The sequence below is a fragment of the Klebsiella sp. MPUS7 genome, from assembly GCF_009905335.1.
Classification (GTDB): domain Bacteria; phylum Pseudomonadota; class Gammaproteobacteria; order Enterobacterales; family Enterobacteriaceae; genus Klebsiella; species Klebsiella grimontii.
Genome location: NZ_CP047604.1, coordinates 4,482,601 through 4,507,591, shown reverse-complemented (window position 1 = coordinate 4,507,591; position 24,991 = coordinate 4,482,601). Strand labels below are relative to the sequence as shown.

At 57.6% G+C, this 24,991-nt stretch carries 21 protein-coding genes; 16 read left to right on the top strand and 5 right to left on the bottom strand.

Features of this window, described 5'->3' with window-relative positions; genetic code table 11:
* Positions 1-58 precede the first annotated feature (58 nt).
* From brnQ to malZ, 3 genes are all read left to right on the top strand, one after another.
* Positions 59-1,378 (top strand): branched-chain amino acid transporter carrier protein BrnQ, encoded by a 1,320-nt coding sequence (gene brnQ / locus GUC22_RS21045; RefSeq protein WP_049088783.1) that lies wholly within the window; start codon positions 59-61, stop codon positions 1,376-1,378.
* A gap of 121 nt (positions 1,379-1,499) precedes the next feature.
* On the top strand, positions 1,500-2,870 hold the full coding sequence (gene proY, locus GUC22_RS21040; RefSeq protein WP_049087374.1) for a proline-specific permease ProY: 1,371 nt from the start codon (positions 1,500-1,502) through the stop codon (positions 2,868-2,870).
* 152 nt (positions 2,871-3,022) lie between these two features.
* Entirely contained in the window at positions 3,023-4,840 is a 1,818-nt protein-coding gene (gene malZ, locus GUC22_RS21035) for a maltodextrin glucosidase (protein ID WP_004133972.1), read from the top strand.
* Here malZ and GUC22_RS21030 read toward each other — a convergent pair.
* Positions 4,837-5,739: a LysR family transcriptional regulator gene (locus GUC22_RS21030; protein WP_004133971.1), complete on the bottom strand. Its 903-nt coding sequence runs from the start codon at positions 5,737-5,739 to the stop codon at positions 4,837-4,839. The two genes, malZ and GUC22_RS21030, sit on opposite strands and share 4 nt — an antisense overlap.
* A gap of 291 nt (positions 5,740-6,030) precedes the next feature.
* Here GUC22_RS21030 and GUC22_RS21025 point away from each other — a divergent pair, with 291 nt between their 5' ends.
* The 5 genes from GUC22_RS21025 (at position 6,031) to GUC22_RS21005 (ending at position 13,413) form a co-directional block, all read left to right on the top strand.
* Positions 6,031-6,672: a hydrolase gene (locus tag GUC22_RS21025; protein ID WP_004133965.1), complete on the top strand. Its 642-nt coding sequence runs from the start codon at positions 6,031-6,033 to the stop codon at positions 6,670-6,672.
* A gap of 136 nt (positions 6,673-6,808) precedes the next feature.
* Complete coding sequence (locus GUC22_RS21020; protein WP_004133964.1) at positions 6,809-7,354, top strand: antibiotic biosynthesis monooxygenase; 546 nt, start codon at positions 6,809-6,811, stop codon at positions 7,352-7,354.
* A 24-nt stretch (positions 7,355-7,378) separates the two neighbouring features.
* Positions 7,379-9,247, top strand: a complete 1,869-nt coding sequence (locus GUC22_RS21015; RefSeq protein ID WP_049088785.1) for an amidohydrolase — start codon at positions 7,379-7,381, stop codon at positions 9,245-9,247.
* A gap of 123 nt (positions 9,248-9,370) precedes the next feature.
* A complete protein-coding gene (locus GUC22_RS21010) occupies positions 9,371-12,022 on the top strand; it encodes a DUF2339 domain-containing protein (RefSeq protein ID WP_160183751.1) in 2,652 nt (883 codons plus the stop codon).
* Positions 12,019-13,413 carry a DUF3999 domain-containing protein gene (locus tag GUC22_RS21005; protein ID WP_004133962.1) on the top strand — a complete coding sequence of 465 codons (1,395 nt, stop codon included), beginning with the start codon at positions 12,019-12,021 and terminating at the stop codon, positions 13,411-13,413. The genes GUC22_RS21010 and GUC22_RS21005 overlap by 4 nt, the downstream gene beginning before the upstream one ends.
* A 36-nt stretch (positions 13,414-13,449) precedes the next feature.
* Here GUC22_RS21005 and GUC22_RS21000 read toward each other — a convergent pair whose 3' ends face one another.
* Entirely contained in the window at positions 13,450-14,052 is a 603-nt protein-coding gene (locus GUC22_RS21000) for a peroxiredoxin (protein ID WP_004099418.1), read from the bottom strand.
* A 170-nt stretch (positions 14,053-14,222) separates the two neighbouring features.
* On the bottom strand, positions 14,223-14,804 hold the full coding sequence (gene acpH / locus GUC22_RS20995) for an ACP phosphodiesterase (RefSeq protein WP_049088787.1): 582 nt from the start codon (positions 14,802-14,804) through the stop codon (positions 14,223-14,225).
* A gap of 91 nt (positions 14,805-14,895) precedes the next feature.
* Between acpH and queA the strand changes: the two genes are divergently transcribed.
* The 8 genes from queA (at position 14,896) to GUC22_RS20955 (ending at position 23,148) form a co-directional block, all read left to right on the top strand.
* Positions 14,896-15,966 (top strand): tRNA preQ1(34) S-adenosylmethionine ribosyltransferase-isomerase QueA, encoded by a 1,071-nt coding sequence (gene queA, locus GUC22_RS20990; protein ID WP_160183750.1) that lies wholly within the window; start codon positions 14,896-14,898, stop codon positions 15,964-15,966.
* Positions 15,967-16,019: 53 nt separating this feature from the next.
* A complete protein-coding gene (gene tgt / locus GUC22_RS20985; RefSeq protein WP_004129667.1) occupies positions 16,020-17,147 on the top strand; it encodes a tRNA guanosine(34) transglycosylase Tgt in 1,128 nt (375 codons plus the stop codon).
* Between the two features lie 22 nt (positions 17,148-17,169).
* The gene (gene yajC, locus GUC22_RS20980; protein WP_004133958.1) at positions 17,170-17,502 is read left to right on the top strand and encodes a preprotein translocase subunit YajC; all 333 of its coding nucleotides are present in this window, start codon (positions 17,170-17,172) and stop codon (positions 17,500-17,502) included.
* A gap of 27 nt (positions 17,503-17,529) precedes the next feature.
* On the top strand, positions 17,530-19,377 hold the full coding sequence (secD, locus tag GUC22_RS20975; RefSeq protein WP_004133955.1) for a protein translocase subunit SecD: 1,848 nt from the start codon (positions 17,530-17,532) through the stop codon (positions 19,375-19,377).
* 10 nt (positions 19,378-19,387) lie between these two features.
* Positions 19,388-20,359 (top strand): protein translocase subunit SecF, encoded by a 972-nt coding sequence (gene secF / locus GUC22_RS20970; protein ID WP_004133953.1) that lies wholly within the window; start codon positions 19,388-19,390, stop codon positions 20,357-20,359.
* Positions 20,360-20,475: 116 nt separating this feature from the next.
* Positions 20,476-21,867, top strand: a complete 1,392-nt coding sequence (locus GUC22_RS20965) for a M24 family metallopeptidase (protein WP_049087379.1) — start codon at positions 20,476-20,478, stop codon at positions 21,865-21,867.
* 64 nt (positions 21,868-21,931) lie between these two features.
* The gene (locus tag GUC22_RS20960) at positions 21,932-22,309 is read left to right on the top strand and encodes a VOC family protein (protein ID WP_064342273.1); all 378 of its coding nucleotides are present in this window, start codon (positions 21,932-21,934) and stop codon (positions 22,307-22,309) included.
* Between the two features lie 149 nt (positions 22,310-22,458).
* Positions 22,459-23,148, top strand: coding sequence for a helix-turn-helix transcriptional regulator (locus tag GUC22_RS20955; RefSeq protein ID WP_004129678.1), 690 nt, complete (start codon positions 22,459-22,461; stop codon positions 23,146-23,148).
* 45 nt (positions 23,149-23,193) lie between these two features.
* Here the strand turns inward: GUC22_RS20955 and GUC22_RS20950 are convergent, their stop codons facing one another.
* Together GUC22_RS20950 and GUC22_RS20945 are read right to left on the bottom strand one after the other, a co-directional pair.
* A complete protein-coding gene (locus GUC22_RS20950; RefSeq protein WP_004133935.1) occupies positions 23,194-24,078 on the bottom strand; it encodes a nucleoside-specific channel-forming protein Tsx in 885 nt (294 codons plus the stop codon).
* 295 nt (positions 24,079-24,373) lie between these two features.
* Positions 24,374-24,916, bottom strand: a complete 543-nt coding sequence (locus GUC22_RS20945; RefSeq protein ID WP_160183749.1) for a DUF3251 domain-containing protein — start codon at positions 24,914-24,916, stop codon at positions 24,374-24,376.
* Positions 24,917-24,991 lie beyond the last annotated feature (75 nt).

Genomic DNA, 24,991 nt, shown 5'->3' with positions numbered 1-24,991 from the left:
GAAAGGCGCGGTATAAATCCGTTTTTACAACACCACATCCACAGGCTGTAATGAATTTATGACCCATCAGTTAAAATCTCGCGACATCATTGCGTTGGGCTTTATGACCTTCGCGCTGTTCGTCGGCGCAGGCAATATTATCTTTCCTCCGATGGTTGGCTTACAGGCCGGCGAACACGTCTGGACCGCGGCTATTGGCTTTCTGATTACCGCCGTGGGTCTACCGGTGCTAACGGTCGTGGCGCTGGCGAAGGTCGGCGGCGGCGTAGAGAGCCTGAGCACGCCGATTGGAAAAGTCGCCGGTATCCTGCTGGCGGTGGTCTGCTATCTTGCCGTTGGGCCGCTGTTCGCGACTCCGCGCACCGCCACCGTCTCTTTTGAAGTGGGGATTGCGCCGCTGACCGGTGACGGCGCGCTGCCGCTGCTGATTTACAGCGTTATCTATTTTGCGCTGGTGATCCTCGTTTCGCTCTACCCGGGCAAACTGCTGGATACCGTGGGGAATTTCCTCGCGCCGCTGAAAATTATCGCCCTGATTATTCTTTCCGTTGCGGCCATCGTCTGGCCCGCCGGTCCGCTGAGCCACGCGATGGAAGCCTACCGTACCGCGCCGTTCTCGAACGGTTTCGTCAACGGCTATTTGACTATGGATACCCTGGGCGCGATGGTCTTTGGTATCGTGATTGTCAACGCCGCGCGTTCCCGCGGCGTGACCGAAGCCCGCCTGCTGACCCGCTACACCGTGTGGGCTGGCCTGATGGCCGGCGTGGGCCTGACGCTGCTGTACCTGGCGCTGTTCCGTTTAGGTTCAGATAGCGGCACGCTGGTTGAGCAATCCGCTAACGGCGCGGCGATTCTCCATGCTTACGTCCAGCATACTTTCGGCGGCGCGGGAAGCTTTATGCTGGCGGCGCTGATCTTTATCGCCTGTCTGGTGACGGCGGTGGGCCTGACCTGCGCCTGCGCGGAGTTTTTCGCCCAATACCTGCCGTTCTCCTATCGTACGCTGGTGTTTATCCTCGGCCTGTTTTCGATGGCGGTTTCCAACCTCGGTCTGAGCCACCTGATTCAGATTTCGATTCCGGTGCTGACGGCTATCTATCCGCCGTGTATCGCACTGGTTGTATTAAGCTTTACCCGCGGTTGGTGGCATAATTCGTCCCGCGTTATCGCCCCGGCAATGTTTATCAGCCTGATGTTTGGTATCATTGACGGCATTAAAGCGTCGGCGTTTGCAGATATTATGCCGTCCTGGACCGCGCGTCTGCCGCTGGCGGAGCAAGGTCTGGCCTGGCTGATGCCAACCGCCGTGATGGTGATTCTGGCCGTTATCTGGGATCGCGCAGCAGGACGTCAGGTGACTTCCAGCGCGCACTAACCGACGCTTTACACAGGTGTTTAACCACGGGACTTCAGGTCCCGTGGTTTTTTGTTTTTTGGTCACCCTCCTTTGTCCTTTGCCCCGCGAAGTCCAGAGGAGAAAAACGGCATGGAACACGATGGAAAGTAGTAACAAGCTTAAGCGCGGGCTAAGTACCCGGCATATTCGCTTTATGGCGCTGGGGTCGGCAATCGGTACCGGCCTTTTCTATGGTTCGGCTGACGCGATTAAAATGGCGGGTCCGAGCGTTCTGTTGGCTTATATTATCGGCGGCGTCGCGGCCTACATTATTATGCGCGCGCTGGGCGAGATGTCGGTGCATAACCCGGCCGCCAGCTCGTTCTCGCGCTACGCGCAGGATTACCTTGGCCCGCTGGCGGGCTATATCACCGGCTGGACCTACTGTTTTGAAATTCTGATTGTCGCCATCGCCGACGTCACGGCCTTCGGCATCTATATGGGCGTCTGGTTTCCGGCGGTACCGCACTGGATTTGGGTGCTCAGCGTGGTCCTGATTATCTGCGCCGTCAACCTGATGAGCGTGAAGGTCTTCGGCGAGCTGGAGTTCTGGTTCTCCTTCTTCAAAGTCGCCACCATTATCATCATGATCCTCGCCGGTTTCGGCATCATTATCTGGGGTATTGGCAACGGCGGGCAGCCGACCGGCATCCACAACCTGTGGAGCAACGGCGGCTTCTTCAGCAACGGCTGGCTGGGGATGGTGATGTCGCTGCAGATGGTGATGTTCGCTTACGGCGGCATTGAGATTATCGGTATCACCGCCGGCGAAGCGAAAGATCCGGAGAAATCCATTCCGCGCGCCATTAACTCGGTGCCGATGCGTATCCTGGTGTTTTACGTGGGTACGCTGTTTGTGATTATGTCTATCTATCCGTGGAACCAGGTCGGGACCAACGGCAGCCCGTTCGTCTTAACCTTCCAGCATCTCGGCATCACTTTTGCCGCCAGCATCCTGAACTTTGTGGTGCTGACCGCTTCGCTGTCGGCGATTAACTCCGACGTCTTTGGCGTGGGGCGTATGCTGCACGGCATGGCGGAGCAGGGCAGCGCGCCGAAAATGTTCGCGAAAACTTCACGTCGCGGGGTGCCGTGGGTGACGGTGATGGTGATGACCATCGCGCTGCTGTTCGCGGTCTATCTTAACTATATTATGCCGGAGAACGTTTTCCTGGTGATCGCCTCGCTGGCCACTTTCGCCACCGTCTGGGTGTGGATTATGATCCTGCTGTCGCAGATCGCCTTCCGCCGCCGTCTGCCGCCGGAAGAGGCGAAGGCGCTTAAATTCAAGGTACCCGGAGGGGTAACGACCACGGTGATTGGCCTGCTGTTCCTGGTCTTTATTATCGGGCTGATTGGCTACCACCCCGATACCCGCATCTCGCTGTACGTCGGCTTTGCGTGGATTATCCTGCTGCTGATTGGCTGGCAGTTTAAAACCCGCCGCGAGCGAAAGCTGGCGAAAGCGTAGTCATTTGCTTCTCTTTTTGCCGGATACGCTCAGGCTATCCGGCAAGCGATCCCTCCACCCCCGCCATCCTCCCCCAATAATTCTGCCGATGATGAGTCATACGCCAGTACGCTGTGGCAAGGTGTGCCCATTCTGCAAAGAGAGGAATAACAATGTTGAAGGCATGGCACCTCCCGGTTGCTCCGTTTATCAAGGAACAGCAGGAACGACTGATGATTACGCTATGGTTGAGCGGCGACGATCTGCCGCCGCGGGTGACCCTACGCGCGGAAGAGGATAACGAAGAGCTGTCTCTGCCGATGCACCGCCTGCGGCAGGCGCCGCATCCGGGCGTGGTAGCGTGGCGCGGGGAAATCAACCTCGTCAACGGACAGCCGCGTCGACGCTACAGCTTCAAGCTGCTGTGGGCCGATCGCCAGCTGTGGTTCACGCCGCAGGGATTCAACCGCTTTCCGCCGGCGAGGCTGGAGCAGTTTGCGGTCGATCTGCCGGACAGCGGACCGCAGTGGGTGGCCGATCAGGTGTTTTATCAAATTTTCCCTGACCGTTTTGCCCGCAGCCAGTCCCGCGAAGCGGAACAGGATGCGACTTACTACCATCACGCCGCCGGTCACGACATCGTGCGTAAAGCGTGGGATGAACCGTTAACCGCCGAGGCGGGCGGCTCCACCTTTTATGGCGGCGATCTTGATGGTATCAGCGAGAAGCTGCCGTATCTGAAGCAGCTTGGCGTCACGGCGCTGTACCTGAACCCGGTGTTTGTCGCCCCCAGCGTGCATAAATACGATACCGAAGATTACCGCCGCGTTGATCCGCAGTTTGGCGGCGATGCCGCGCTGCTGCGCCTGCGTCACAACACGCAAAAAGAGGGGATGCGTCTGATCCTCGATGGCGTGTTCAACCATAGCGGCGATTCGCATGCCTGGTTCGACCGCCACCAGCGCGGCAGCGGCGGCGCCTGCCATAACGCCGATTCGCCGTGGCGCGACTGGTATAATTTTTCCCCCGAGGGCGTTGCCCACGACTGGCTGGGATACGCCAGCCTGCCGAAGCTGGACTACCGTTCGTCGACGCTGATTGATGAAATCTACGGTGGGGAAGATAGCGTGGTGCGCCACTGGCTGAAAGCGCCGTGGAGCATGGACGGCTGGCGCCTGGACGTGGTGCACATGCTGGGCGAAGGGGGCGGAGCGCGCAATAACCTGCGTCATATCGCCGGCATTACCCAGGCGGCGAAGCTGGAGCGGCCGGACGCTTTCGTGTTCGGCGAGCATTTCGGCGACGCGCGCCAGTGGCTACAGGCCGACGTTGAAGACTCGGCGATGAACTACCGCGGCTTCACCTTCCCGCTGTGGGGGTTCCTCGCGAACACCGATATCTCCTACGATCCGCAGAAAATTGATGCGCAGACCTGCATGGCGTGGATGGACAACTATCGCGCCGGATTGTCGCACCAGCAGCAGCTGCGGATGTTTAACCAGCTTGATAGCCACGATACCGCCCGCTTTAAGTCTCTGCTGGGTAAAGATGTCGCGCGCCTGCCGCTGGCGGTGGTATGGCTATTTAGCTGGCCGGGCGTACCGTGCATTTACTACGGCGACGAAGTGGGCGTGGACGGCAATAACGATCCATTCTGCCGCAAACCGTTCCCATGGGATCCGGCGTTGCAGGATGGCGATCTGCTCGACCTGTACAAGCGGATGAGCAAGCTGCGTAAGGCTCATCAGGCGCTGCGCTACGGCGGCTGCCAGGTGATTTATGCCGAAGATAATGTGGTGGTGTTCGTGCGCGTCTATAAGCAGCAGCGCGTGCTGGTGGCGATCAACCGCGGCGAAGCCTGCGAGGTGGTGATAGAGGATTCGCCGCTGCTCGACGTCAACGGCTGGCAGCTGAAAGAGGGCGCCGGCGCGCTGCACGACGGCGTGCTGACGCTACCGGCAATCTCCGCCAGCGTCTGGTTTAGCCGCTAAGCATAGAGCTGGTTCAGACTTTCGCTCCGCAGAATGGCCTCGCGCCACCAGCGCTGGGCCAGTCCGTCATTGCCGCTGCGCCAGGCCATGTAGGTGATATCTTTCACGCGACAGGAGATGACGGGTTTTTCGACCAGCTCGCCCTTTTCCAGCCACGGCCGGGCAATATGGCGCGGTAAAAAGCCACAGCCCAGCCCGGCGCGCAAGAGTTCGACTTTACTGGCGAAATCATCCACGCGAATTTGCGGCTGCTCGTCGAGCAGGTTGCTGTTGAGCGGATGACAGTAGCGGGCGCTGTCGCTGATGACTACCGCGCGATGCAGGCTGAGCTGCTTGTTAGTCAGCGGTTGGGTGGTTTCCGCCAGCGGGTGCCCCGGCGCGATGACGAAAATATTGTCCATGGCGCCGAGCATTTTCCACGACCATTCGGCGGACGTAGGCGGTTCATTGATCGCCCCGAGAATAATATCCGCGCCGTTGTGGGTCAGTTCTTCCCACGAGCCCGCAAGGGTATGGTGGGTAAAGTTAAGCCGGGTTTGCGGGTGCTGGGCGTAGAACGCGTCGATCAGCGGCAGCAGCGCGCTGAACGGGAAAGAGTCATCCAGGGCGATAGCCAGATCCCGCTCCCAACCCGCGCTGAGCTGTACCGCCTGTTTTTCCAGATCTTTGGCGGCGTTCAGCAGCAACCGGCCCTTCTCCAGCATCATTCTGCCGGTATCGGTAAATTTTGCCCGGTGCCCGGAGCGATCCAGCAGGGTGATATTCAGATCGTTTTCCAGCTTTTGAATCATGTAGCTCAGCGCGGCAGGGGTTTTAAATAGCGATTCTGCGGCGCTGGCAAAAGATCCATGTTTGTCCAGCGCGTCGAGAATCAACAGGACCTCAAGGTTCAGGCGCATGCGTCAACTTCCGATAAAAAAGAGTGCTCCCGTTTTACCGGAGCGCCCTGTTCAATTCCAGTGAATAATTTAGAACGGTTAACCGTAAAAATTTGATAAACATAATTTCTCTGATCTTGTAATGGTTAATCGAATAGCCATAACTTTTCGCTTTGGAAATAAATAATAAAAAAATCTTTAATAACTCGTTAGAAATTACTGACTATACTCACCATACTTTATCAGTCAGGATCCAGACAGCACAACGGCAACAATAGTGTCTTTTTAACTCATTGATTAACAGGATAAGTTATGTCTATTCGTGAACTGATTGATCCCGCTAACTCGGCGCTTATTTTTATTGACCACCAGCCGCAAATGTCTTTTGGCGTGGCGAATATTGATCGTCAGACCCTCAAAAATAATACGGTGGCTTTAGCCAAAGCGGGCAAGATTTTTAATGTTCCGGTGATTTATACCTCCGTAGAAACTAAAAGCTTCAGCGGTTATATCTGGCCGGAACTGCTGGCCGTGCATCCTGATGTGAAACCCATTGAACGTACTTCGATGAACTCCTGGGAAGATGCGGCTTTTGTTGCCGCGGTAAAAGCCACCGGGCGTAAAAAATTGATTATTTCCGCGCTGTGGACGGAAGTCTGTCTGACCTTCCCGGCGCTGATGGCGCTAGATGCGGGCTATGAAGTTTACGTGGTGACAGATACCTCCGGCGGCACCTCGGTTGATGCCCACGAGCGCTCTATTGACCGTATGGTGCAGGCCGGCGCGGTGCCGGTGACCTGGCAGCAGGTGCTGCTTGAGTACCAGCGCGACTGGTCGCGTAAAGAGACCTATGACGCGGTAATGGATCTGGTGCGCGAGCACAGCGGCGCCTACGGGATGGGCGTGGATTACGCTTATACCATGGTGCACGGCGCGCCAGAGCGTAAAGCTTAAATACACTTCATCCTTCACGCTGCCTCTTTGTTGGCTTGGTTTGTCCGCCCCGAAGCAGCATGAATGATTTTGTGTATGGTCATGTATAGCGAATGGCGGCGGACAACCCGCCATTCCCTGAAGCAAGGAACTGTTAATGGCGCAGCAGAAATCGGTGACCCTGGTGATCAGCCATGTGCTTGACCCCGAGCATGGCCAACGTTATGAGGCGTGGCTGGGCAAAATTATGCCGATTGCGGCAGAGTTTCCCGGCCATCTTGGCGCAAACGTCATCCGTCCAGCCCCCGGACAGAATTTATGGAGCGTGATTATTCGCTTCGACACCATTGAGCATCTTTACGCCTGGACCCAGTCGGAGACCCGCCGCCAGCTGGTGGCGGAAATCGCGCCGCTGCTGAGCGAAGGCGACCGAACCGAAGTCCGTACCGAACCGGCCTTCTGGTTTACGCCGCCGGCGGTGAACGTGCGCCAGCCGCGACGCTGGAAGCAATTTTTAATCACCCTGCTGGTGATTTTCCCCAGCACCAACCTGGTGCCGTCGATAACCGGAATACTGTTGCCCTCGCTGAAGGGAAGCCTGTTGCTGCATCTGATCAATGATGCCTGTGTGGTCGCGCTGGTGGTCTGGTTCTGGATGCCCATCGTGACCCGTCTGTTTGCTGGCTGGTTAAAGAAAAACTGAGCCAGCCTCCTGAAGGAGTGCGTTATGTCGCAAACTGCCACACTGATCCTGACCCACGGTCGGGTTCATACTCTCGATCGTCAAAATCCCCTGGCCGATGCGGTGGCGATCGCTGACGGTAAAATTCTCGCCGCCGGTAGCCACGATCGGATCATGAGCTTTGCCGCGGACGGGACGCAAATTATCGATCTTAAAGGCCATACGGTCATCCCGGGCCTGAACGACTCCCATCTGCACCTGATCCGCGGCGGTCTGAACTACAATCTGGAGCTGCGCTGGGAGGGGGTTCCCTCGCTGGCGGACGCGCTGCGGATGCTAAAAGATCAGGCCGATCGCACGCCGTCGCCGCAGTGGGTACGGGTGGTCGGCGGCTGGAGCGAATTCCAGTTCGCCGAACGGCGGATGCCGACGCTGGAGGAGCTTAACGATGCGGCGCCGGATACGCCGGTATTTGTCCTGCATCTGTACGATCGCGCATTGCTAAACCGCGCGGCGCTGAAGGCGGTGGGCTACACCAAAGAGACGCCGGATCCGGCGGGCGGCGAGATCGTTCGCGACGGCAACGGTAATCCGACCGGGATGCTGATCGCCAAACCCAACGCCATGATCCTCTACTCGACGCTGGCCAAAGGGCCGAAGCTGCCGCTGGAACTTCAGGTCAACTCAACGCGGCAGTTTATGCGCGAGCTGAATCGTCTGGGGCTGACCAGCGCCATTGATGCCGGGGGTGGTTTCCAGAACTACCCGGAAGATTATGAAATTATTGAACAGCTGCACGCCAAAGAGCAGATGACCGTACGTATCGCCTATAACCTGTTCACCCAGCGTCCTAAGCAGGAGCTGGAAGATTTTGAGCGCTGGACCGATATGCTCAAGCCGGGACAGGGCACCGATTTTTACCGCGCCAACGGCGCCGGGGAGATGCTGGTGTTCTCGGCGGCGGATTTCGAAGACTTCCTCCAGCCGCGTCCGGATCTGCCGGAAGGGATGGAAGATGAGCTGGAGCGGGTGGTGCGCCATCTGGTTGAACACCGCTGGCCGTTCCGCCTGCACGCGACCTATGATCAATCCATCAGCCGGATGCTCGACGTCTTCGAGAAGGTGAATCGCGATATCCCGTTCAACGGGCTGCACTGGTTCTTCGATCATGCGGAAACCATCACCGAGCGTAATATCGAACGCGTTAAGGCGCTGGGCGGCGGCATAGCGGTGCAGCATCGTATGGCTTTCCAGGGCGAATATTTTGTCGATCGCTACGGGAAAGATGCGGTCAAACATACGCCGCCGGTCGCCAAAATGCTCGAGCTGGAGGTTCCGGTGGGGCTGGGGACGGATGCCACCCGCGTGGCGAGCTACAACCCGTGGACCGCGCTCTACTGGCTGGTTTCCGGGCGTACCGTCGGCGGGATGGCGATGTACGACGACAGCAACCGCCTGCCGCGCGATGTGGCGCTGGAGCTGTGGACCGCGGGAAGCGCGTGGTTTTCCAGCGAGCAGGGTAAGAAAGGGCGCATTGAACAAGGCCAGCTTGCCGACCTGGTGGTGCTCTCTAAAGACTATTTCAGCGTCGCGGAAGAGGAAATTAAGGGGATCGAGTCGGTGCTGACGGTGGTTGACGGCAAAGTGGTGTACGCCGCCGGACACTTCTCGCCGCTGGCGCCGCCGCCCATTCCGGTGCTGCCCGAGTGGTCGCCGGTGGTGAAGGTTTCGGGTCATTACCGTTCCGCGCCGCCGACGGCCGCGAAAATCGGCGCGATCGTGCAAATGCACCAGTGCTGCGGCAGCTGCGGCGTGCACGGACATCAGCATGATATTGCGCGCAAATCGTCGATTCCGGTTGCCGATGAGCAGGCGTTCTGGGGCGTGCTTGGCTGCTCCTGCTTTGCGTTTTAAAACGCCAGGCGCTTACCCGGTGAGGGCGTGACGCCCTCATTTGTGTTTTTCATCTGTCGCGGATAGCGCTGATAAGACAATTTATGTCATTCTGCTCCCTCTTCAACGAGTGAAGGTGGGAACATGGACGATCTGCTGATCTTTGGCGGTGTTATTTTATTCTGCGGGCTGGTGGTTGCGCCGATCGTCGCGATTGTCGCCCTCAGGCGCAGCGCGGCGGTCCGTTTTGAGCTGGCGGCTTTGCGACGTCGGGTTGAGGAGCTTGAGCGACGCGGCGCCGAACAGGCGCCTGCGGCAGAGGCCACCGCCGTCGCGCCGACGACGCCAGCGGCCGCTATCGCGGCTGACGCGATGATGGCGGAGCCCAGTGAGCCTCGGCCGGAGCCGGAGGCTGAAGCCATCGATCCGTGGCGCGCGCAGCCAACGCCGCAGCCAGAGCCAACGGTAAAATCTGCCCCCGAAAGCGAACCGCCTTCCGCGTTTGGCGGAATAATATCGTCACTGGTAGCCTGGTTTATGCAGGGCAACCCGCTGGCGAAGCTCGGAATCCTGCTGCTGTTTCTTGGCCTCTCCTTTCTGCTGCGCTATACCGTGGAACACGCTCTGTTCCCCCTCGAATTACGTCTGGTCGCGGCGGCGCTGTTCGCGGTCGTCCTGCTGGCTGTCGGATGGCGATTGCGGCATAAGCAACCGGTGTACGCCCTGATCTTGCAGGGTGGGGCAACGGGCGCGCTCTATCTCACGGTTTTTGGCGCCTTTCGCCTGTGGCAGATGCTGCCGATGACCCTGGCGTTTGCGCTGCTGGTGGCGATCTGCGCGGCGAGCGTAGGACTGGCGATTGTGCAAAAAGCGCTCAGCCTGGCCATGCTGGCGAGCCTCGGCGGTTATCTTGCGCCGCTGCTGCTCTCTACCGGCGGCGGCAGCCATGTGGCGCTGTTCTCCTTCTATCTTCTGCTGTCGATCGGCATTCTTGCCATCAGCATCCGCCAGCACTGGCGCGAGCTTAATCTGCTTGGTCTGCTGTTTACCTTTGGCATCGGCGGCCTGTGGGGGCTGAATGAGTATCGGCCAGCGTTTTACCTGAGCTGCCAGCTGTTTTTAATCGCCAATACGCTTATTTTTGGCGTATTGAGCGTGGCGCTGTCGCTGCGGGCGCAGGAAAAAGGTCGTCAGATTATTGACGGCGTGCTGCTGTTTGCGCCACCGCTGGTCGGCTTTGGTATGCAGTACGCCATTACCCGGCACATGGCATACGGGCCGGCGCTCAGCGCGCTGGGCTACGGCGGTTTCTATCTGGCCCTGGCCTGGCTGGCGCTGCGTCGCTACCCCTCTTTAGGGAAGCCGCTGGTGCTGGCGGCGCTGGCGCTCGGCGGTGCCTTTACCACGCTGGCCATCCCGCTGGCGCTGTCGGCTCGCTGGACCGCGATGGCCTGGTCGCTGGAAGGTCTTGGCATCCTCTGGCTGGGGGTGCAACAGCAGCAGCGACGCATGAGCTACAGCGGTACGGCGTTACTGGTACTGGCGGTTGGCAGCGCGCTATGGGCGCAGGCGAATGGCGCCACGCCGCTCTCTTTGCTGCTGATTTTCGCCGTACTCAGCCTGAGCTGGCTGACGGCCGCATGGCTGTGGCGAACCGTCCAGGTGCAGGGCAGTTGGGGGCTGCTTATCGGCGGCCTGTTGTTCTGGATGGTGGCGCTTGTCGGCGCATCGCAGCTGGCGTTGAGTAAAGACGCGCAGATTGTCTTTGGCGTGCTGGCGGCGCTGGCGGCATCGGTGTGGTGCTGGCGCGCGGCCGCCGCGCGTTTGGCCTGGCAAGAGCTGGATGCGAGCAAATGGCTGCTGTGGCCAATGATGCTGATGGTGCTGTTTTACCAGCTCTCCCAGCAGCAGATTTTCGCTGCTGGCTGGCAAAATCTGGCCTGGTGCGCGGCGCTACCCGCGGCGGCGGCCCTGCTCTGGCGTGATGGGCATTCACTGCCGCCACGCCTGAGTAAGCTGGCCCACCTGTCGCTGTTGTGGATGATTTTTCTGGCGCTGGCAATGGAACTGTTTTGGTTTACCCAGGATTTGCTGTGGGGCATGTCGGCCTGGGCGAGCGGATTAATGATGGCGGCGGGCGGGATGCTGATTTTCCTCGTCTCGGAAGCCGTTCATCGGCAAGTATGGCCATTCCGGGTATGGCCTGCGCTGTATGCTTCTCAGGCGATGATACCGGTGGCGGTGGCGCTGGGATGCCTGTTAATGCTGACGAATGTGCAGGATGGCACGGTCTACGGTCAGACCTATTTGCCGCTGATTAACCCGCTGGAAGAGGGCGCCGCTTTCGCGCTGCTTGGGCTGACGATATTTTATCGCGTTTCGCGGCGTTATTTTCCGCTGCAGCTATCGGTATGCCGTCCCTGGCCCATCGTTGCTCTGCTGGCGCTCGGCTTCTGGTGGCTGAATGGCCTGCTGCTGCGCGCCCTGGCCTGGTACGGCGAGGTGGCCTGGAGTATCACGCCGCTGTGGCATTCGCGTTTAATTCAGACCACTTTCGCTCTGGTCTGGACGCTGGTGGCGCTGACGGTCATGCTGCGCGCGACGCGGCGACTTTCCCGCCGCGAATGGCTATGCGGCGCGGCGTTGTTAGGCATTGTTATTGTGAAACTCATGCTGGTGGATAGCGCAGGCGGCGGCGGGCTGGCGCGGGCTGTTGCGTTTATCGGCGTGGCGATTTTGGTGTTGATTGTCGGGTATTTTTCCCCGTTGCCGCCCAAAGCAGGAGAAAAGAAATGAAATGGATGAAAGCGGTGTTATGCGGCGTGCTGTTGGGCGCGGCGGGGACGGCAGCCAGTAGCGATGAGGCGCGAGAACAGCCTCTGGACTACAGGCAGGGCCTGATGCTGGAAACCAGCGGCGCGTCGCCCTGGTACCGCGTTGAGCTGCCGCCGACGATATATCAGGGGACGGCCTGGCCTGATTTGCGCGATGTGCGGGTATTCAACCATCAGGGAGAGACCGTACCGTTCGCTCTTCAGGCGCAGAAGGTCCAGCCAGCGATGCCTGAGACGATGGCGCTACGTCTATTCCCTCTGCAGATGTCGCTGGTTCCGCCGCGGGAGGAGAGTCGTCGCGGCGTAGAGTCGCTGCTTCTGCGCTCAACCACGGGGATCGAAATTCGCCTGGAAACAGAGGATGTAAAGGCGCTCGGGCAGAGCTATTTACTGACGCTGCCGGTGGATAAGACGGACGCTTTCGCGCTGGCTCAACTGCGGCTGAACTGGGAATCGTTGGCGGCTAACTGGCAGGGGAAAGCGTCGCTGTATTCCAGCCGCGATTTGAAGTACTGGCATCCGGTTCAGGAGGATGCGCCCCTCATGGATCTGGCGCGCGATAACGATCGTTTGAAAATGGACACCATTAGCGCCAGCCTGACCCTCTCGGCGCAAGGTAATCGTTACCTGCTGCTGATCCTCGATGCGCAAAGCAAGGCGCCGGCGTTAAATAGCGTGACGGCCCTGGCGGAACGCAGAGAACCGGAGTCTACGCGCATTGAGCTTAATGCTCAGGCGCACAGGGTTTCAGATGAGGAGGCCGTTTGGCGCTGGGCCCGGCCTCAGCCGCTGACTTCGCTCAGAATATCGTTGGCAGGCGAAGGGGTTCTACCGGTCGAGCTCGCCTGGCGCAGCGGCGAAAATGAGCCCTGGCAGCCGCTGACGAAAACCGTGCTGTATCAGCTGGACGGCAAGCGTTCGGACGATATTCCTCTGTCAGGTCAACCGGTTGAAGCGGTTCGCATCAAGACGATTAATGCCCGCTTATCGGCGTCGCTGCCGGCGATAAGCGGGGCGCGCGATAAATACCAACTGGTCTTTAATACCCAGGGAAAAGGGCCCTATATGCTGGCCTGGGGAAACCGGGCGGCGCAAAAGGCGGATGTCGCCCTGGACATGCTGATCCCGCCGTCGCTGCGTAAGACGCAGGCGGTGAACGATCTCCCTCTGGCGGTCGCGCAAGAAGACGTCACGCTGGGCGGCGAAGCGCGGTTGACGGCGACGACGGCTACCGAGCAGCAGAGCAGCTGGAAAACGCTGCTGGTATGGGGAGCGCTGATATTTGGCGTCGTTGTGCTGGCGCTGATGGCGTGGCGCATCTGGCGTGAAGTGAAAAAAAGCGGCGGCGTATAAAACAAAAAAGGCTCGCGTCTGCGAGCCTTTTGCCGATTACAGGCTGGAAACGTTCTCGGTCAGGTATTTAGCCACGCCTTCCGGAGAAGCGGCCATCCCTTCTTTTCCTTTTTCCCACTGCGCCGGGCAAACTTCGCCGTGCTCTTCGTGGAACTGCAGCGCGTCAACCATACGCAGCATTTCGTCGATGTTACGGCCCAGCGGCAGATCGTTAACCACCTGGTGGCGAACAACGCCGTTGGCGTCGATCAGGAAGGAACCGCGCAGGGCAACGCCTTCGTCCGGGTGCTCAATACCGTACGCTTTCTGAATTTCGCGTTTGATGTCAGCAACCATCGCGTATTTAACCGGGCCGATGCCGCCCTGGTCTACCGGGGTGTTACGCCATGCGTTGTGGACGAACTCGGAGTCAAAAGAAACGCCAACCACTTCTACGCCGCGTTTCTGGAATTCTTCGTAGCGCTTGTCAAAAGCGATCAGTTCAGATGGGCAAACGAAGGTGAAGTCCATCGGCCAGAAGAACAGAACGGTGGCTTTACCGCTGGTGTGCTGTTTGAAGTTGAATTTCTCAACGATTTCGCCGTTACCTAAAACAGCTGCCGCGGTGAAGTCCGGAGCCTGACGAGTAACCAGAACCATATGATTCTCCTGTTAATACTAAGGTTAATTGGAACGCAACGCGGGCAAGTATAGGGAGCGGCGCGGAGGAACTCAACGTGACGCTGACAATCGATGAGATAGGTTTTGTCTATCAATCGTTATTTAAAAGCGCTTTTCAGAATAGCGTTTTCTGAAAAAAGCGCAATCTTTTACAGTTCGCGTTTTTTCGCCTGCGCCATCATCTGCGGGTAGAAGCGCCAGAACTGCTCCTGTAGCCGATCGTAGTGGGTATCCAGATCCTGCCAGGAGTCGCGCAGGGCATCCAGCCGCGGGCGGCGGCTGGCCATCCCGTTCAGCACGCGCTGAATAAACTCCATGTCCCGGTAGCGTTCGAGCCAGCGCTCTGACCACAGGTATTCGTTGAGATTGACAAAACGCGGCGGAGAAGCGGGCAAAATAAATGTGACCTGGGTGTGGGCATAGCGGACAAACTCCGGCAGCGGCAGTTCGGGCGACAGCTGCGCCCAGTGGCGTGACAAGAAATGGTCCCACATCACGTCCAGGGTAATGGGCGCGACCCGGCGCGTTTCGGGGCGAAACCACCCTTTGGCTTCGGCGACTTCGGGCAAGTTATCCGTCAGGACATCGATCCGGCGGTGCATAAAGATGCCCTCCACAACGTCAGCCGGCCAGTCGCCGGCGGGGTCGCCGCGAACGAAATCGGCCAGCAAATTACCGGGCAGCGAACTGTCGGCGAGATGAGCAAGGTGCAGGTGTGCAAGAAAATTCATCGTTTAATCTTTGTCCTGAGGTGGTAACGGTTGCAGGGAGAACCTCCCGGCACTAGACTACCCGCCTCTTTATTAAGTCTGAGTTACCGTCATGCGCGTTGCCGATTTTTCCTTTGAATTACCCGAATCCCTGATTGCCCACTATCCCATGCCCGAGCGCAGCAGCTGCCGCTTGCTGTCATTAGACGGGCCGACGGGCGCGCTGACGCACGGTACTTTCACCGATTTACTCGACAAGCTCAACCCTGGCGATCTGCTGGTTTTTAATAATACCCGCGTGATCCCGGCCCGCCTGTTTGGCCGTAAAGCCAGCGGCGGCAAGATTGAGGTGCTGGTCGAGCGCATGCTGGATGATAAACGTATTCTGGCACATATTCGCGCCTCTAAAGCGCCGAAACCCGGCGCTGAGCTGCTGCTTGGCGACGATGAAAGCATTAAAGCGACCATGGTGGCACGCCACGACGCGCTGTTTGAAGTGGCGTTCGACGACGTGCGCAGCGTACTGGATATTCTCAACGCTATCGGCCATATGCCGCTGCCGCCGTACATTGAGCGTCCGGACGAAGAGGCCGACCGCGAGCTGTACCAGACCGTGTATAGCGAAAAACCGGGCGCCGTGGCTGCGCCCACCGCTGGCCTGCACTTTGACGAGCCGCTGCTGGCGAAGCTGCGCGAAAAAGGCGTTGAGATGGCGTTTGTTACGCTGCACGTCGGAGCGGGGACCTTCCAGCCGGTGCGCGTAGACAGCATTGAAGACCACATTATGCACTCTGAATATGCGGAAGTGCCGCAGGAGGTGGTCGATGCGGTGCTGGCGGCAAAAGCGCGCGGTAGTCGGGTGATTGCGGTCGGTACGACCTCGGTGCGTTCGCTGGAAAGCGCGGCGCAGGCGGCGAAAAATGACCTGATTGAGCCTTTCTTCGGCGATACGCAGATTTTTATCTATCCAGGCTATCAGTACAAAGTCATTGATGCGCTGGTGACCAACTTCCATCTGCCTGAATCCACGCTGATTATGCTGGTTTCCGCGTTTGCCGGCTATCAGCACACCATGAACGCCTATAAGGCTGCGGTAGAACAAAAATATCGCTTTTTTAGCTACGGGGACGCGATGTTTATCACGTACAATCCGCAGGCTATTTTTGAACGTGTCGGGGAATAAGTCCGCGATGCGCGTGTTTAACGTCAGACTGTTTTTCTGACGCAGGAGTGATAATGAAATTTGAGTTAGATACCACCGATGGTCGCGCGCGTCGCGGCCGTCTTGTGTTTGAGCGCGGCGTCGTTGAAACGCCAGCGTTTATGCCGGTCGGCACCTACGGTACCGTAAAAGGAATGACGCCGGAGGAAGTTGAAGCGACCGGCGCGCAAATCATTCTCGGCAACACCTTCCACCTGTGGCTGCGTCCGGGCCAGGAGATCATGAAGCTGCACGGCGACCTGCACGACTTTATGCAGTGGAAAGGGCCGATCCTCACCGACTCCGGCGGCTTCCAGGTCTTCAGCCTCGGCGATATTCGCAAGATCACCGAGCAGGGCGTGCACTTCCGCAACCCGATCAACGGCGATCCGATTTTCCTCGATCCGGAAAAATCGATGGAGATTCAGTACGATCTCGGTTCCGATATCGTGATGATCTTCGACGAATGCACGCCATACCCGGCGGACTGGGATTACGCTAAGCGCTCGATGGAAATGTCCCTGCGCTGGGCGAAGCGCAGCCGCGACCGTTTTGACGGTCTGGGCAATAAAAATGCGCTGTTTGGCATTATTCAGGGCAGCGTTTACGAAGATTTACGTGATATCTCTGTTAAAGGTCTGGTAGAGATTGGCTTTGATGGCTACGCTGTCGGCGGTTTGGCTGTCGGCGAGCCGAAAGAAGATATGCATCGTATTCTGGAGCACGTCTGCCCGCAGATCCCGGCCGACAAGCCGCGATATCTGATGGGCGTCGGTAAGCCGGAAGATCTGGTCGAAGGGGTGCGCCGCGGGATCGATATGTTCGACTGCGTCATGCCGACGCGCAATGCGCGCAACGGCCACCTGTTCGTCACCGACGGCGTGGTGAAAATCCGCAACGCGAAGCACAAGAGCGATACTTCGCCGCTGGATGCAGAATGTGATTGCTACACCTGTCGCAACTATTCACGCGCTTACTTGCATCATCTGGACCGTTGCAACGAAATATTGGGCGCGCGCCTCAATACCATTCATAACCTGCGTTACTATCAGCGCTTAATGGCTGGTTTACGCAAGGCTATCGAAGAGGGTAAATTAGAGAGCTTCGTGACCGATTTTTACCAACGTCAGGGTCGAACCGTTCCACCTTTGAACGTTGACTAATTTTAATAATGAGGGAATTTCAATGAGCTTTTTTATTTCTGATGCGGTAGCAGCAACCGGTGGCGCGGCGCAGGGCAGCCCGATGTCTCTGATCCTGATGCTGGTGGTGTTTGGTCTGATTTTTTACTTCATGATCCTGCGTCCACAGCAGAAACGCACCAAGGAACATAAAAACCTGATGAGCTCCATTGCCAAAGGCGATGAAGTTCTGACCAACGGCGGCCTGGTAGGGCGCGTCACTAAAGTTGCGGAAAGCGGATATATCGCTATCGCGCTGAACGATACCACTGAAGTGGTTATCAAACGTGACTTCGTAGCTGCCGTTCTGCCGAAAGGCACCATGAAGGCGCTGTAATTACCCATTTTCCCTAAGGGAACTGCCGTGTTAAACCGTTATCCTTTGTGGAAGTACGTCATGCTGGTCGTCGTTATTGTCGTCGGCTTAGTGTATGCGCTTCCCAACCTGTATGGTGAGGATCCGGCCGTTCAAATCACTGGCGCGCGCGGCGTCGCCGCCAGTGAGCAAACGCTGATCCAGGTCCAGAAAACACTACAAGAAGAAAAAATTACCGCGAAGTCTGTGGCACTGGAAGAGGGCGCAATTCTTGCGCGCTTCGACACCACCGATATCCAGCTGCGCGCGCGCGAAGCGCTGATGGGCGTGCTGGGTGACAAATACGTCGTGGCGCTTAACCTTGCTCCGGCAACCCCGCGCTGGCTGGCGGCCCTTTATGCCGAGCCGATGAAGCTGGGTCTTGACCTGCGCGGCGGCGTGCACTTCCTGATGGAAGTCGACATGGACACCGCGCTGGGCAAACTGCAGGAACAAAATATCGACAGCCTGCGCAGCGAACTGCGTGATAAAGGCATTCCTTACACCACCGTGCGTAAAGAAGACAACTACGGTCTGAGCATCGCCTTCCGCGATAGCGCCGCGCGCGACCAGGCTATCTCCTACCTTAGCCCTCGCCACCGCGATCTGGTTATCTCCACTCAGGGCAGCACTGGCCTGAAAGCCGTGATGACCGACGACCGTCTGAAAGAAGCCCGCGAATATGCCGTTCAGCAGAACATTACTATCCTGCGTAACCGTGTAAACCAGCTGGGCGTTGCCGAACCTCTGGTTCAGCGCCAGGGCGCCGACCGTATTGTGGTTGAACTGCCGGGTATTCAGGATACCGCACGTGCGAAAGAGATTCTCGGCGCGACCGCGACGCTGGAGTTCCGTCTGGTTAACACCAACGTTGATAGCTCCGCAGCCGCTTCCGGCCGCGTACCGGGCGACTCTGAAGTGAAATTTACCCGCGAAGGCCAGCCGGTTGTGCTGTACAAGCGCGTTATCCTCACCGGCGATCACATCACCGACTCGACGTCGAGCATGGATGAGTACAACCAGGCGCAGGTTAACATCTCCCTTGATAGCGCTGGCGGCAACATCATGTCTAACTTCACCAAGGACAACATCGGCAAACCGATGGCGACCCTGTTCGTGGAGTACAAAGACAGCGGTAAGAAAGATGCCAACGGTCGTGCGATTCTGGCGAAAGAGGAAGAGGTGATTAACATCGCCAATATTCAGTCTCGTCTGGGTAACAGCTTCCGCATTACCGGTATCAGCAACGCAACCGAAGCGCGTCAGCTCTCTCTGCTGCTGCGCGCAGGCGCGCTGATTGCGCCGATTCAGATTGTTGAAGAACGGACTATCGGTCCAACCCTCGGGATGCAGAACATTAAGCAGGGCCTGGAAGCGTGTCTGGCCGGACTGGTGGTCTCAATTCTGTTTATGATCTTCTTCTACAAGAAGTTCGGCCTGATTGCGACCTCGGCGCTGGTGGCGAACCTGGTGCTGATCGTCGGCATTATGTCCCTGATTCCGGGGGCGACGCTGACTATGCCGGGGATTGCGGGGATCGTCTTAACCCTTGCGGTGGCGGTCGATGCGAACGTTCTGATTAACGAACGTATTAAAGAAGAGCTGAGCAACGGGCGTTCCGTGCAGCAGGCGATTGACGAAGGTTATCGCGGCGCGTTCAGCTCCATCTTTGATGCCAACATTACGACGCTTATCAAAGTCATTATCCTGTACGCGGTCGGTACCGGTGCCATTAAAGGGTTTGCGATTACCACCGGTATTGGTATTGCGACCTCAATGTTTACCGCTATCGTCGGCACCCGTGCCATCGTGAACCTGCTGTACGGCGGCAAGCGCGTTAAAAAGCTGTCTATCTGAGGAGTGCGTTGTGGCACAGGAATATACTGTTGAACAATTGAACCACGGCCGTAAAGTCTGGGACTTTATGCGCTGGGACTACTGGGCCTTCGGCATTTCAGGTTTTTTGCTGATTCTGTCCATTATTATAATTGGCGTGCGCGGGTTTAACTGGGGTCTGGATTTCACCGGCGGTACGGTGATTGAGATTACCCTCGAAAAACCTGTCGATATGGACCAGGTGCGCCAGTCGCTGCAGAAGGCGGGCTTTGAAGAGCCGCAGCTGCAAAACTTCGGCAGCAGCCGCGACATCATGGTGCGTATGCCGCCGGTGCATGACGCCAACGGCAGCCAGGAGCTGGGCAGTAAAGTCGTTAGCGTCATTAACGAATCGACCAGCCAGAACGCCACGGTCAAGCGTATTGAGTTTGTCGGTCCGAGCGTCGGCGCCGATCTTGCGCAAACCGGCGCGCTGGCGCTGATCGCCGCGCTGGTATGTATCCTGATCTACGTCGGTTTCCGCTTTGAGTGGCGCCTGGCGGCTGGGGTGGTTATCGCGCTGGCGCACGACGTGGTGATCACCATGGGCGTGCTGTCGTTACTGCATATCGAGATTGACCTGACCATCGTGGCCTCGTTGATGTCGGTTATCGGCTACTCGCTGAACGACAGTATCGTGGTATCTGACCGTATTCGTGAAAACTTCCGTAAGATTCGCCGCGGTACGCCGTACGAAATCTTTAACGTGTCGTTGACGCAGACGCTGCACCGTACCTTGATCACCTCCGGGACAACCTTGATGGTTATCCTGATGCTGTATCTCTTCGGCGGTCCGATTCTGGCTGGCTTCTCGCTGACTATGCTGATTGGCGTCTCCATCGGTACGGCTTCTTCTATCTACGTCGCGTCCGCGCTGGCGCTGAAGCTGGGCATGAAGCGCGAGCACATGCTGCAGCAGAAAGTCGAGAAAGAAGGGGCGGATCAGCCGTCAATTCTGCCGTAAGGCAATGGCGTGTTGATAAACGAATCCCGGTCGCAAGGCCGGGATTTTTTTTATTACAGCCGTTCGGATTTTGGTTACTCTCCGGTATTAGCACTCAATGACATGGAGAAATGCCGATGGCTGTCGTAACGCTTTCCACCGTTCCTCACCCCCCACTCTGGCGTGATGTGCCCTCCGTCACCCTTGACGACGAGACGCTGCGGTTGCGCAAGGCCAAAGTGCTGGCGAATATGCTTCAGCGCGGCTTAGACACGCTTATCGTCTATGCCGATAAAGAGCATGGCGGCAATTTTGAGTATCTCACCGGCTTTATTCCCCGCTTCGAAGAGGCGCTGCTGGTGCTGCATCGGGACGGCGAGGCGGCGCTGGTGCTGGGCAACGAGAATCTCAAACTCGCAGGCTATGCCCGGCTGGAAAATCGGGTCATTCACGCTCCGTGGTTTTCACTGCCTAATCAGCCGATGGATACCCGCAAAACCCTGGCTCAGCTGCTCCAGGAGGCCGGCGTTGCGGCGGAAAAAAGTATCGGCCTGGCGGGCTGGAAGCTCTTTACCGGCGCGGCGGATAACCGCTCGCAGATGTTCGATCTGCCGGCATTTATCGTTGACGCTCTTCGCCAGGCCGCCGGGCCGCAGGCGAAATTAAGCAATGCCACCGGTATTTTTATCGACCCGGCAGAGGGGGCGCGAATCACTAATAATGCCAATGAGCTGGCGCACTATGAGTACGGCGCTAATCTGGCTTCCACCGCGATTTTGACCGCGCTTAACGCCATTGCGCCGGGTAAAACGGAAAAGCAAATCGGCGCGCTGCTGGCGGCGGAAGGGCAGCCTAATAGCGTGGTGATGATTGCCGCCACCGGCGATCGCTTTGCCAATGCAGGGCTTTATCCGGGCGATAAGGTCATTCAGCGCGGAGATAAATTCTCGCTGACCACCAGCTTTAAAGGCGGCCTGAGCAGCCGCGCCGCTTACGTGGTGGCCGATGAGCGCGAGCTGGCGCCGGAAGTCACCGATTATCTTGAGGTGGTGGCGAAGCCCTATTTTAAGGCGGTGGTTAACTGGCTGGAAAATCTGCGCATCGGCATGCGCGGTGGCGATATGTATGCGCTGATAGAACAGGTGTTGCCGAAGGCGGAATATCACTGGCACCTCAATCCCGGGCATCTGGTCGCGGATGAGGAGTGGCTCTGCTCGCCCATCGGCCCCCATTCCGCCGCCTGCCTGCAAAGCGGGATGATACTGCAGATCGACATCATTCCTTCCCGCTCCGGCTACGGCGGCGCAAGCATTGAAGATACCGTGGCGCTTGCCGATGGCCCTCTGCGCCAGGCGCTGGCGCAGCGCTACCCTCAGCTCTGGCAGCGTATCGTCGCCCGACGCTTGTACATCGGCGAGCAGCTTGGCATTGTGCTTCCTGAAGAGGTGCTGCCGTTTTCCAGTACCGTGGGGTATCTGCGCCCGTGGCTGCTGAGTCCCGAGCGCGCGCTGGTGTGCGCACCCTACTGACACAATGCTGTCAGTAGGCCTGTCATACACTCCTCCTGAACCCAAACAATGGACAGGAGGATGTATGAACAATGTCATTAACTGGTTTGAGATCCCGGTTGTGGAGATGGATCGTGCCGTGGCGTTTTACGAGCTGGTGATGCAGGTGACGCTGCGTCGGGAAAAAATGGATTGCATCGAGATGGCCGTTTTCCCGTATGAGGACCCGGCTCCCGGCGGCGCGCTGGCAAAGCTCGACGGGGTTAAGCCTTCCGATCAGGGATGTATTATCTATCTGCATACCGGCAATCTGGCGGCCGCGCTCGAACGCGTGAACTCGGCGGGCGGAAGCTGCGTTTTTGGCCCGCTTGAGCTGACGGACGATATCGGCACGATTGCCCTGTTTATCGATAGCGAGGGTAACCGGATTGGTCTGCATCAACCTAAGAACCTGACCCATTAATGCTATTTTGCTTGCCATTTTGAACCCGGGCAGCGCTCGCAATCCTCACGTACTACGTGTACGCTCCGGTTGCTGTGCGCTATCCGGGTCCAGACTGACTCCGCCAATGACGCATACTGGGACAGGCCCTGACAAATGAGATAACCGAAATGAGCCGACGCGCCGACCGCCTTTTTCAAATCGTTCAGATCCTGCGCGGAAGGCGATTAACTACCGCCGGACTGCTGGCCGAGCGGCTCGGCGTATCGGAGCGCACGATTTACCGCGATATTCGCGACCTTTCGCTCTCCGGCGTCCCGGTTGAGGGGGAGGCCGGAAGCGGCTACCGGCTGCTGGCGGGCTATGACCTACCGCCGCTGATGCTGACAACCCAGGAATCGGAAGCGCTGGTGGCCGCTATTCGGCTCCTGCAAACCTGGGGCGGCGCGTCGCTATCCCTGGCTCTGGAATCGGCGCAGGAAAAAGTGCTGGCTATTTTGCCTGCCGAGAGCCGGCGCAAGGCGGAGCAGTCGCGGCTGTTTGCTCCCGACTTTGGCGCTCAGGGCTATAGCAAAGATCAGTTTGATTTAGTGCATCGGGCAGTCTCCGCCCAGCAGGCGCTGGCGCTGCACTATCGCGATGAAGCGGGGAAGGTGTCGCAGCGTGAAGTGCTGCCGCTGGGGCTTTTTTTCTGGGGCGAGCGCTGGCTGCTGGTGACCTGGTGCGAGCTGCGGGAAGATTATCGCTGTTTTCGCCTCGACCGCTGCCTGGAAATATCCGCCACCGGGCGTCATTTTAGCGAACGAGCCGATCGCTCATTGAGTGATTTTTTACGTAAGGTGAGATGCGAGGAGCGTTAGCTTTTTTACTTTCCCCGGCTGTTCGCCGGGGAAAATCGATGCCGATTAGAAGTTGTAACCGACCACGAAGTAACCACCCCAGCCGGTCGCGCGAACGTTAAAGTCGCCGTCGCCGAAGTTCAGCTTCGCATCGTCAGCCCACTGGCCGCCGTTGTGGAAATAACGCGCCACGACGGAGTAGTGCCAGTGATCGTAGTTCAGCGCCAGGATATGGCTGGAAGCAATGGAGTTGCTGGTGCGTGAATGCTTACCGTTCAAATCATAAGAGTTGTCATCGCCCAGATCGGAGCCCCAGTCAAAGTTGGTGAAGCCGATATAGCTCAGTGAACCGCCCCACAGGTCGGTCAGCGGCACAAAGTATTTTACTTTGAAGCGGTAGCCGTCCCACTCGTTCTCGTTAGACGCGCCATAGTTTTGCCACTGGTATTTCGCATAGACGTTCAGCGACAGGCTCATTGGCAGCCCGGTATCGATATCGGTACCCAGACCCATATACCAGGTGCTCTGACGACCGGACTTGTTGCGGCCCATGTCGTAGATGTAGTTGTTGGCGAAATACCACTCTTTGAACGGGCCGAAGCTGAGGTCGGTACCGGTCAGTTTGTCGATAGAGAAGCGCGGCTCAATTTCCATAAACAGCGGCGAACCGTGGTTCCAGATACCTTTCGCGTTGGTGTTACCGCCGAAGAAGACCGGCGCATCCATATAGCCATAGAAATCAAACCAGTCTTTCTTGGCGAACGCTTCATATTCCAGATAAGTATCGTTACGGATCTGCGGCCCAAAACGAGTGTGGTAGCTACCCACCACGTTCACACTCTGGTGCCACCAATCAGACAGATATTGCGGTTTGTCGTTTTCTGCCGCGCTGGCAGAGAAAGATGCGGACAGCGCCAGAGCTGCGCCGGCTGCCAGTAATGTTTTTTTCATAATGATGCCACTGTTTAAATTAAGCCTGAAGGCGTTAAAAGAAGCGCCGAAGCGTTTCTAAATATTTCGTATTTCTGTGGCGTCTATTATAGGAATCATTGCTCACAAAAATATGTGTTGTTTCACATAACGAACATTAAAGTAATCGATTGCGTTCACGATTTTATGCATTTCTTGACGGAATGCCACCGAAATTCATAAATCCTGTCAATTTTTAGTGAACTGAATGGAAAATCTGTAAGTGGATTGGCACGAGGGGGGAAGCCGGATGTCCGCGACACCCGGCTGAGGGGAGTTACGGCAGGTTTGCGGGCTGGATATCGTGGATGCGGACAAAGCCAACCTGCTCGGGCGTTACGCCATTCAGGCGCAGCGGAATATCGACGTCGCTCGGCGCCAGAACGCTTGCCGGGGCGCTAATTAGCTGATTTTGGACGTTAACTTCCTGATAGCTCTCGGTAGTGCCGCTGATCTGCCCCGAGGCCACCGTCGCGCTAAAGGCCGGCAGCGGATCGTTTGATTCACCCTGGATGCGCAGCGTCAGGCGGGTACCGTCGCCATCCGCAGTGATATTGAGCAGAGACATGCGCAGGGTACCGGTCTGGCTTTTCAGGCGGGCCGGCGTTTTCGCCGCCGGCAGCAGGTAAACCCCGCTGCTCGATTTTGCATTCAGCACGTTTTGCTGGGTGATTTTGACCGTCTGCTGATTGAGCTGGGTCATCTCTTTGCTCAGCGTGCTCACGCTCTGGTTCATCTGGCGGATTTCGCTTTGCTGCGCGCAGGCGCTGAGGGTGAAAATGCTACCCACAATGGCCAGTTTTAAATAACGTCTTGTCATAGTTGGGATTCCGTTAACAGAGGATGCTTAATGGTAGATCGTTCGGATAATCGCACTATAGATCCTTTGTCTCAA

Bases quoted from the DNA above. Each gene is read 5' to 3' on its own strand.
- malZ (WP_004133972.1), top strand. From the start codon at position 3,023: ATGTTGAAGGCATGGCACCTCCCGGTTGCTCCGTTTATCAAGGAACAG.
- GUC22_RS21000 (WP_004099418.1), bottom strand. From the start codon at position 14,052: ATGGTTCTGGTTACTCGTCAGGCTCCGGACTTCACCGCGGCAGCTGTT.
- proY (WP_049087374.1), top strand. From the start codon at position 1,500: ATGGAAAGTAGTAACAAGCTTAAGCGCGGGCTAAGTACCCGGCATATT.
- GUC22_RS21015 (WP_049088785.1), top strand. From the start codon at position 7,379: ATGTCGCAAACTGCCACACTGATCCTGACCCACGGTCGGGTTCATACT.
- GUC22_RS21030 (WP_004133971.1), bottom strand. From the start codon at position 5,739: ATGCGCCTGAACCTTGAGGTCCTGTTGATTCTCGACGCGCTGGACAAA.
- GUC22_RS20955 (WP_004129678.1), top strand. From the start codon at position 22,459: ATGAGCCGACGCGCCGACCGCCTTTTTCAAATCGTTCAGATCCTGCGC.
- brnQ (WP_049088783.1), top strand. From the start codon at position 59: ATGACCCATCAGTTAAAATCTCGCGACATCATTGCGTTGGGCTTTATG.
- queA (WP_160183750.1), top strand. From the start codon at position 14,896: ATGCGCGTTGCCGATTTTTCCTTTGAATTACCCGAATCCCTGATTGCC.
- GUC22_RS21020 (WP_004133964.1), top strand. From the start codon at position 6,809: ATGGCGCAGCAGAAATCGGTGACCCTGGTGATCAGCCATGTGCTTGAC.
- acpH (WP_049088787.1), bottom strand. From the start codon at position 14,804: ATGAATTTTCTTGCACACCTGCACCTTGCTCATCTCGCCGACAGTTCG.
- yajC (WP_004133958.1), top strand. From the start codon at position 17,170: ATGAGCTTTTTTATTTCTGATGCGGTAGCAGCAACCGGTGGCGCGGCG.
- GUC22_RS21025 (WP_004133965.1), top strand. From the start codon at position 6,031: ATGTCTATTCGTGAACTGATTGATCCCGCTAACTCGGCGCTTATTTTT.
- GUC22_RS20960 (WP_064342273.1), top strand. From the start codon at position 21,932: ATGAACAATGTCATTAACTGGTTTGAGATCCCGGTTGTGGAGATGGAT.
- GUC22_RS20965 (WP_049087379.1), top strand. From the start codon at position 20,476: ATGGCTGTCGTAACGCTTTCCACCGTTCCTCACCCCCCACTCTGGCGT.
- GUC22_RS21010 (WP_160183751.1), top strand. From the start codon at position 9,371: ATGGACGATCTGCTGATCTTTGGCGGTGTTATTTTATTCTGCGGGCTG.
- GUC22_RS21005 (WP_004133962.1), top strand. From the start codon at position 12,019: ATGAAATGGATGAAAGCGGTGTTATGCGGCGTGCTGTTGGGCGCGGCG.
- GUC22_RS20950 (WP_004133935.1), bottom strand. From the start codon at position 24,078: ATGAAAAAAACATTACTGGCAGCCGGCGCAGCTCTGGCGCTGTCCGCA.
- tgt (WP_004129667.1), top strand. From the start codon at position 16,020: ATGAAATTTGAGTTAGATACCACCGATGGTCGCGCGCGTCGCGGCCGT.
- GUC22_RS20945 (WP_160183749.1), bottom strand. From the start codon at position 24,916: ATGACAAGACGTTATTTAAAACTGGCCATTGTGGGTAGCATTTTCACC.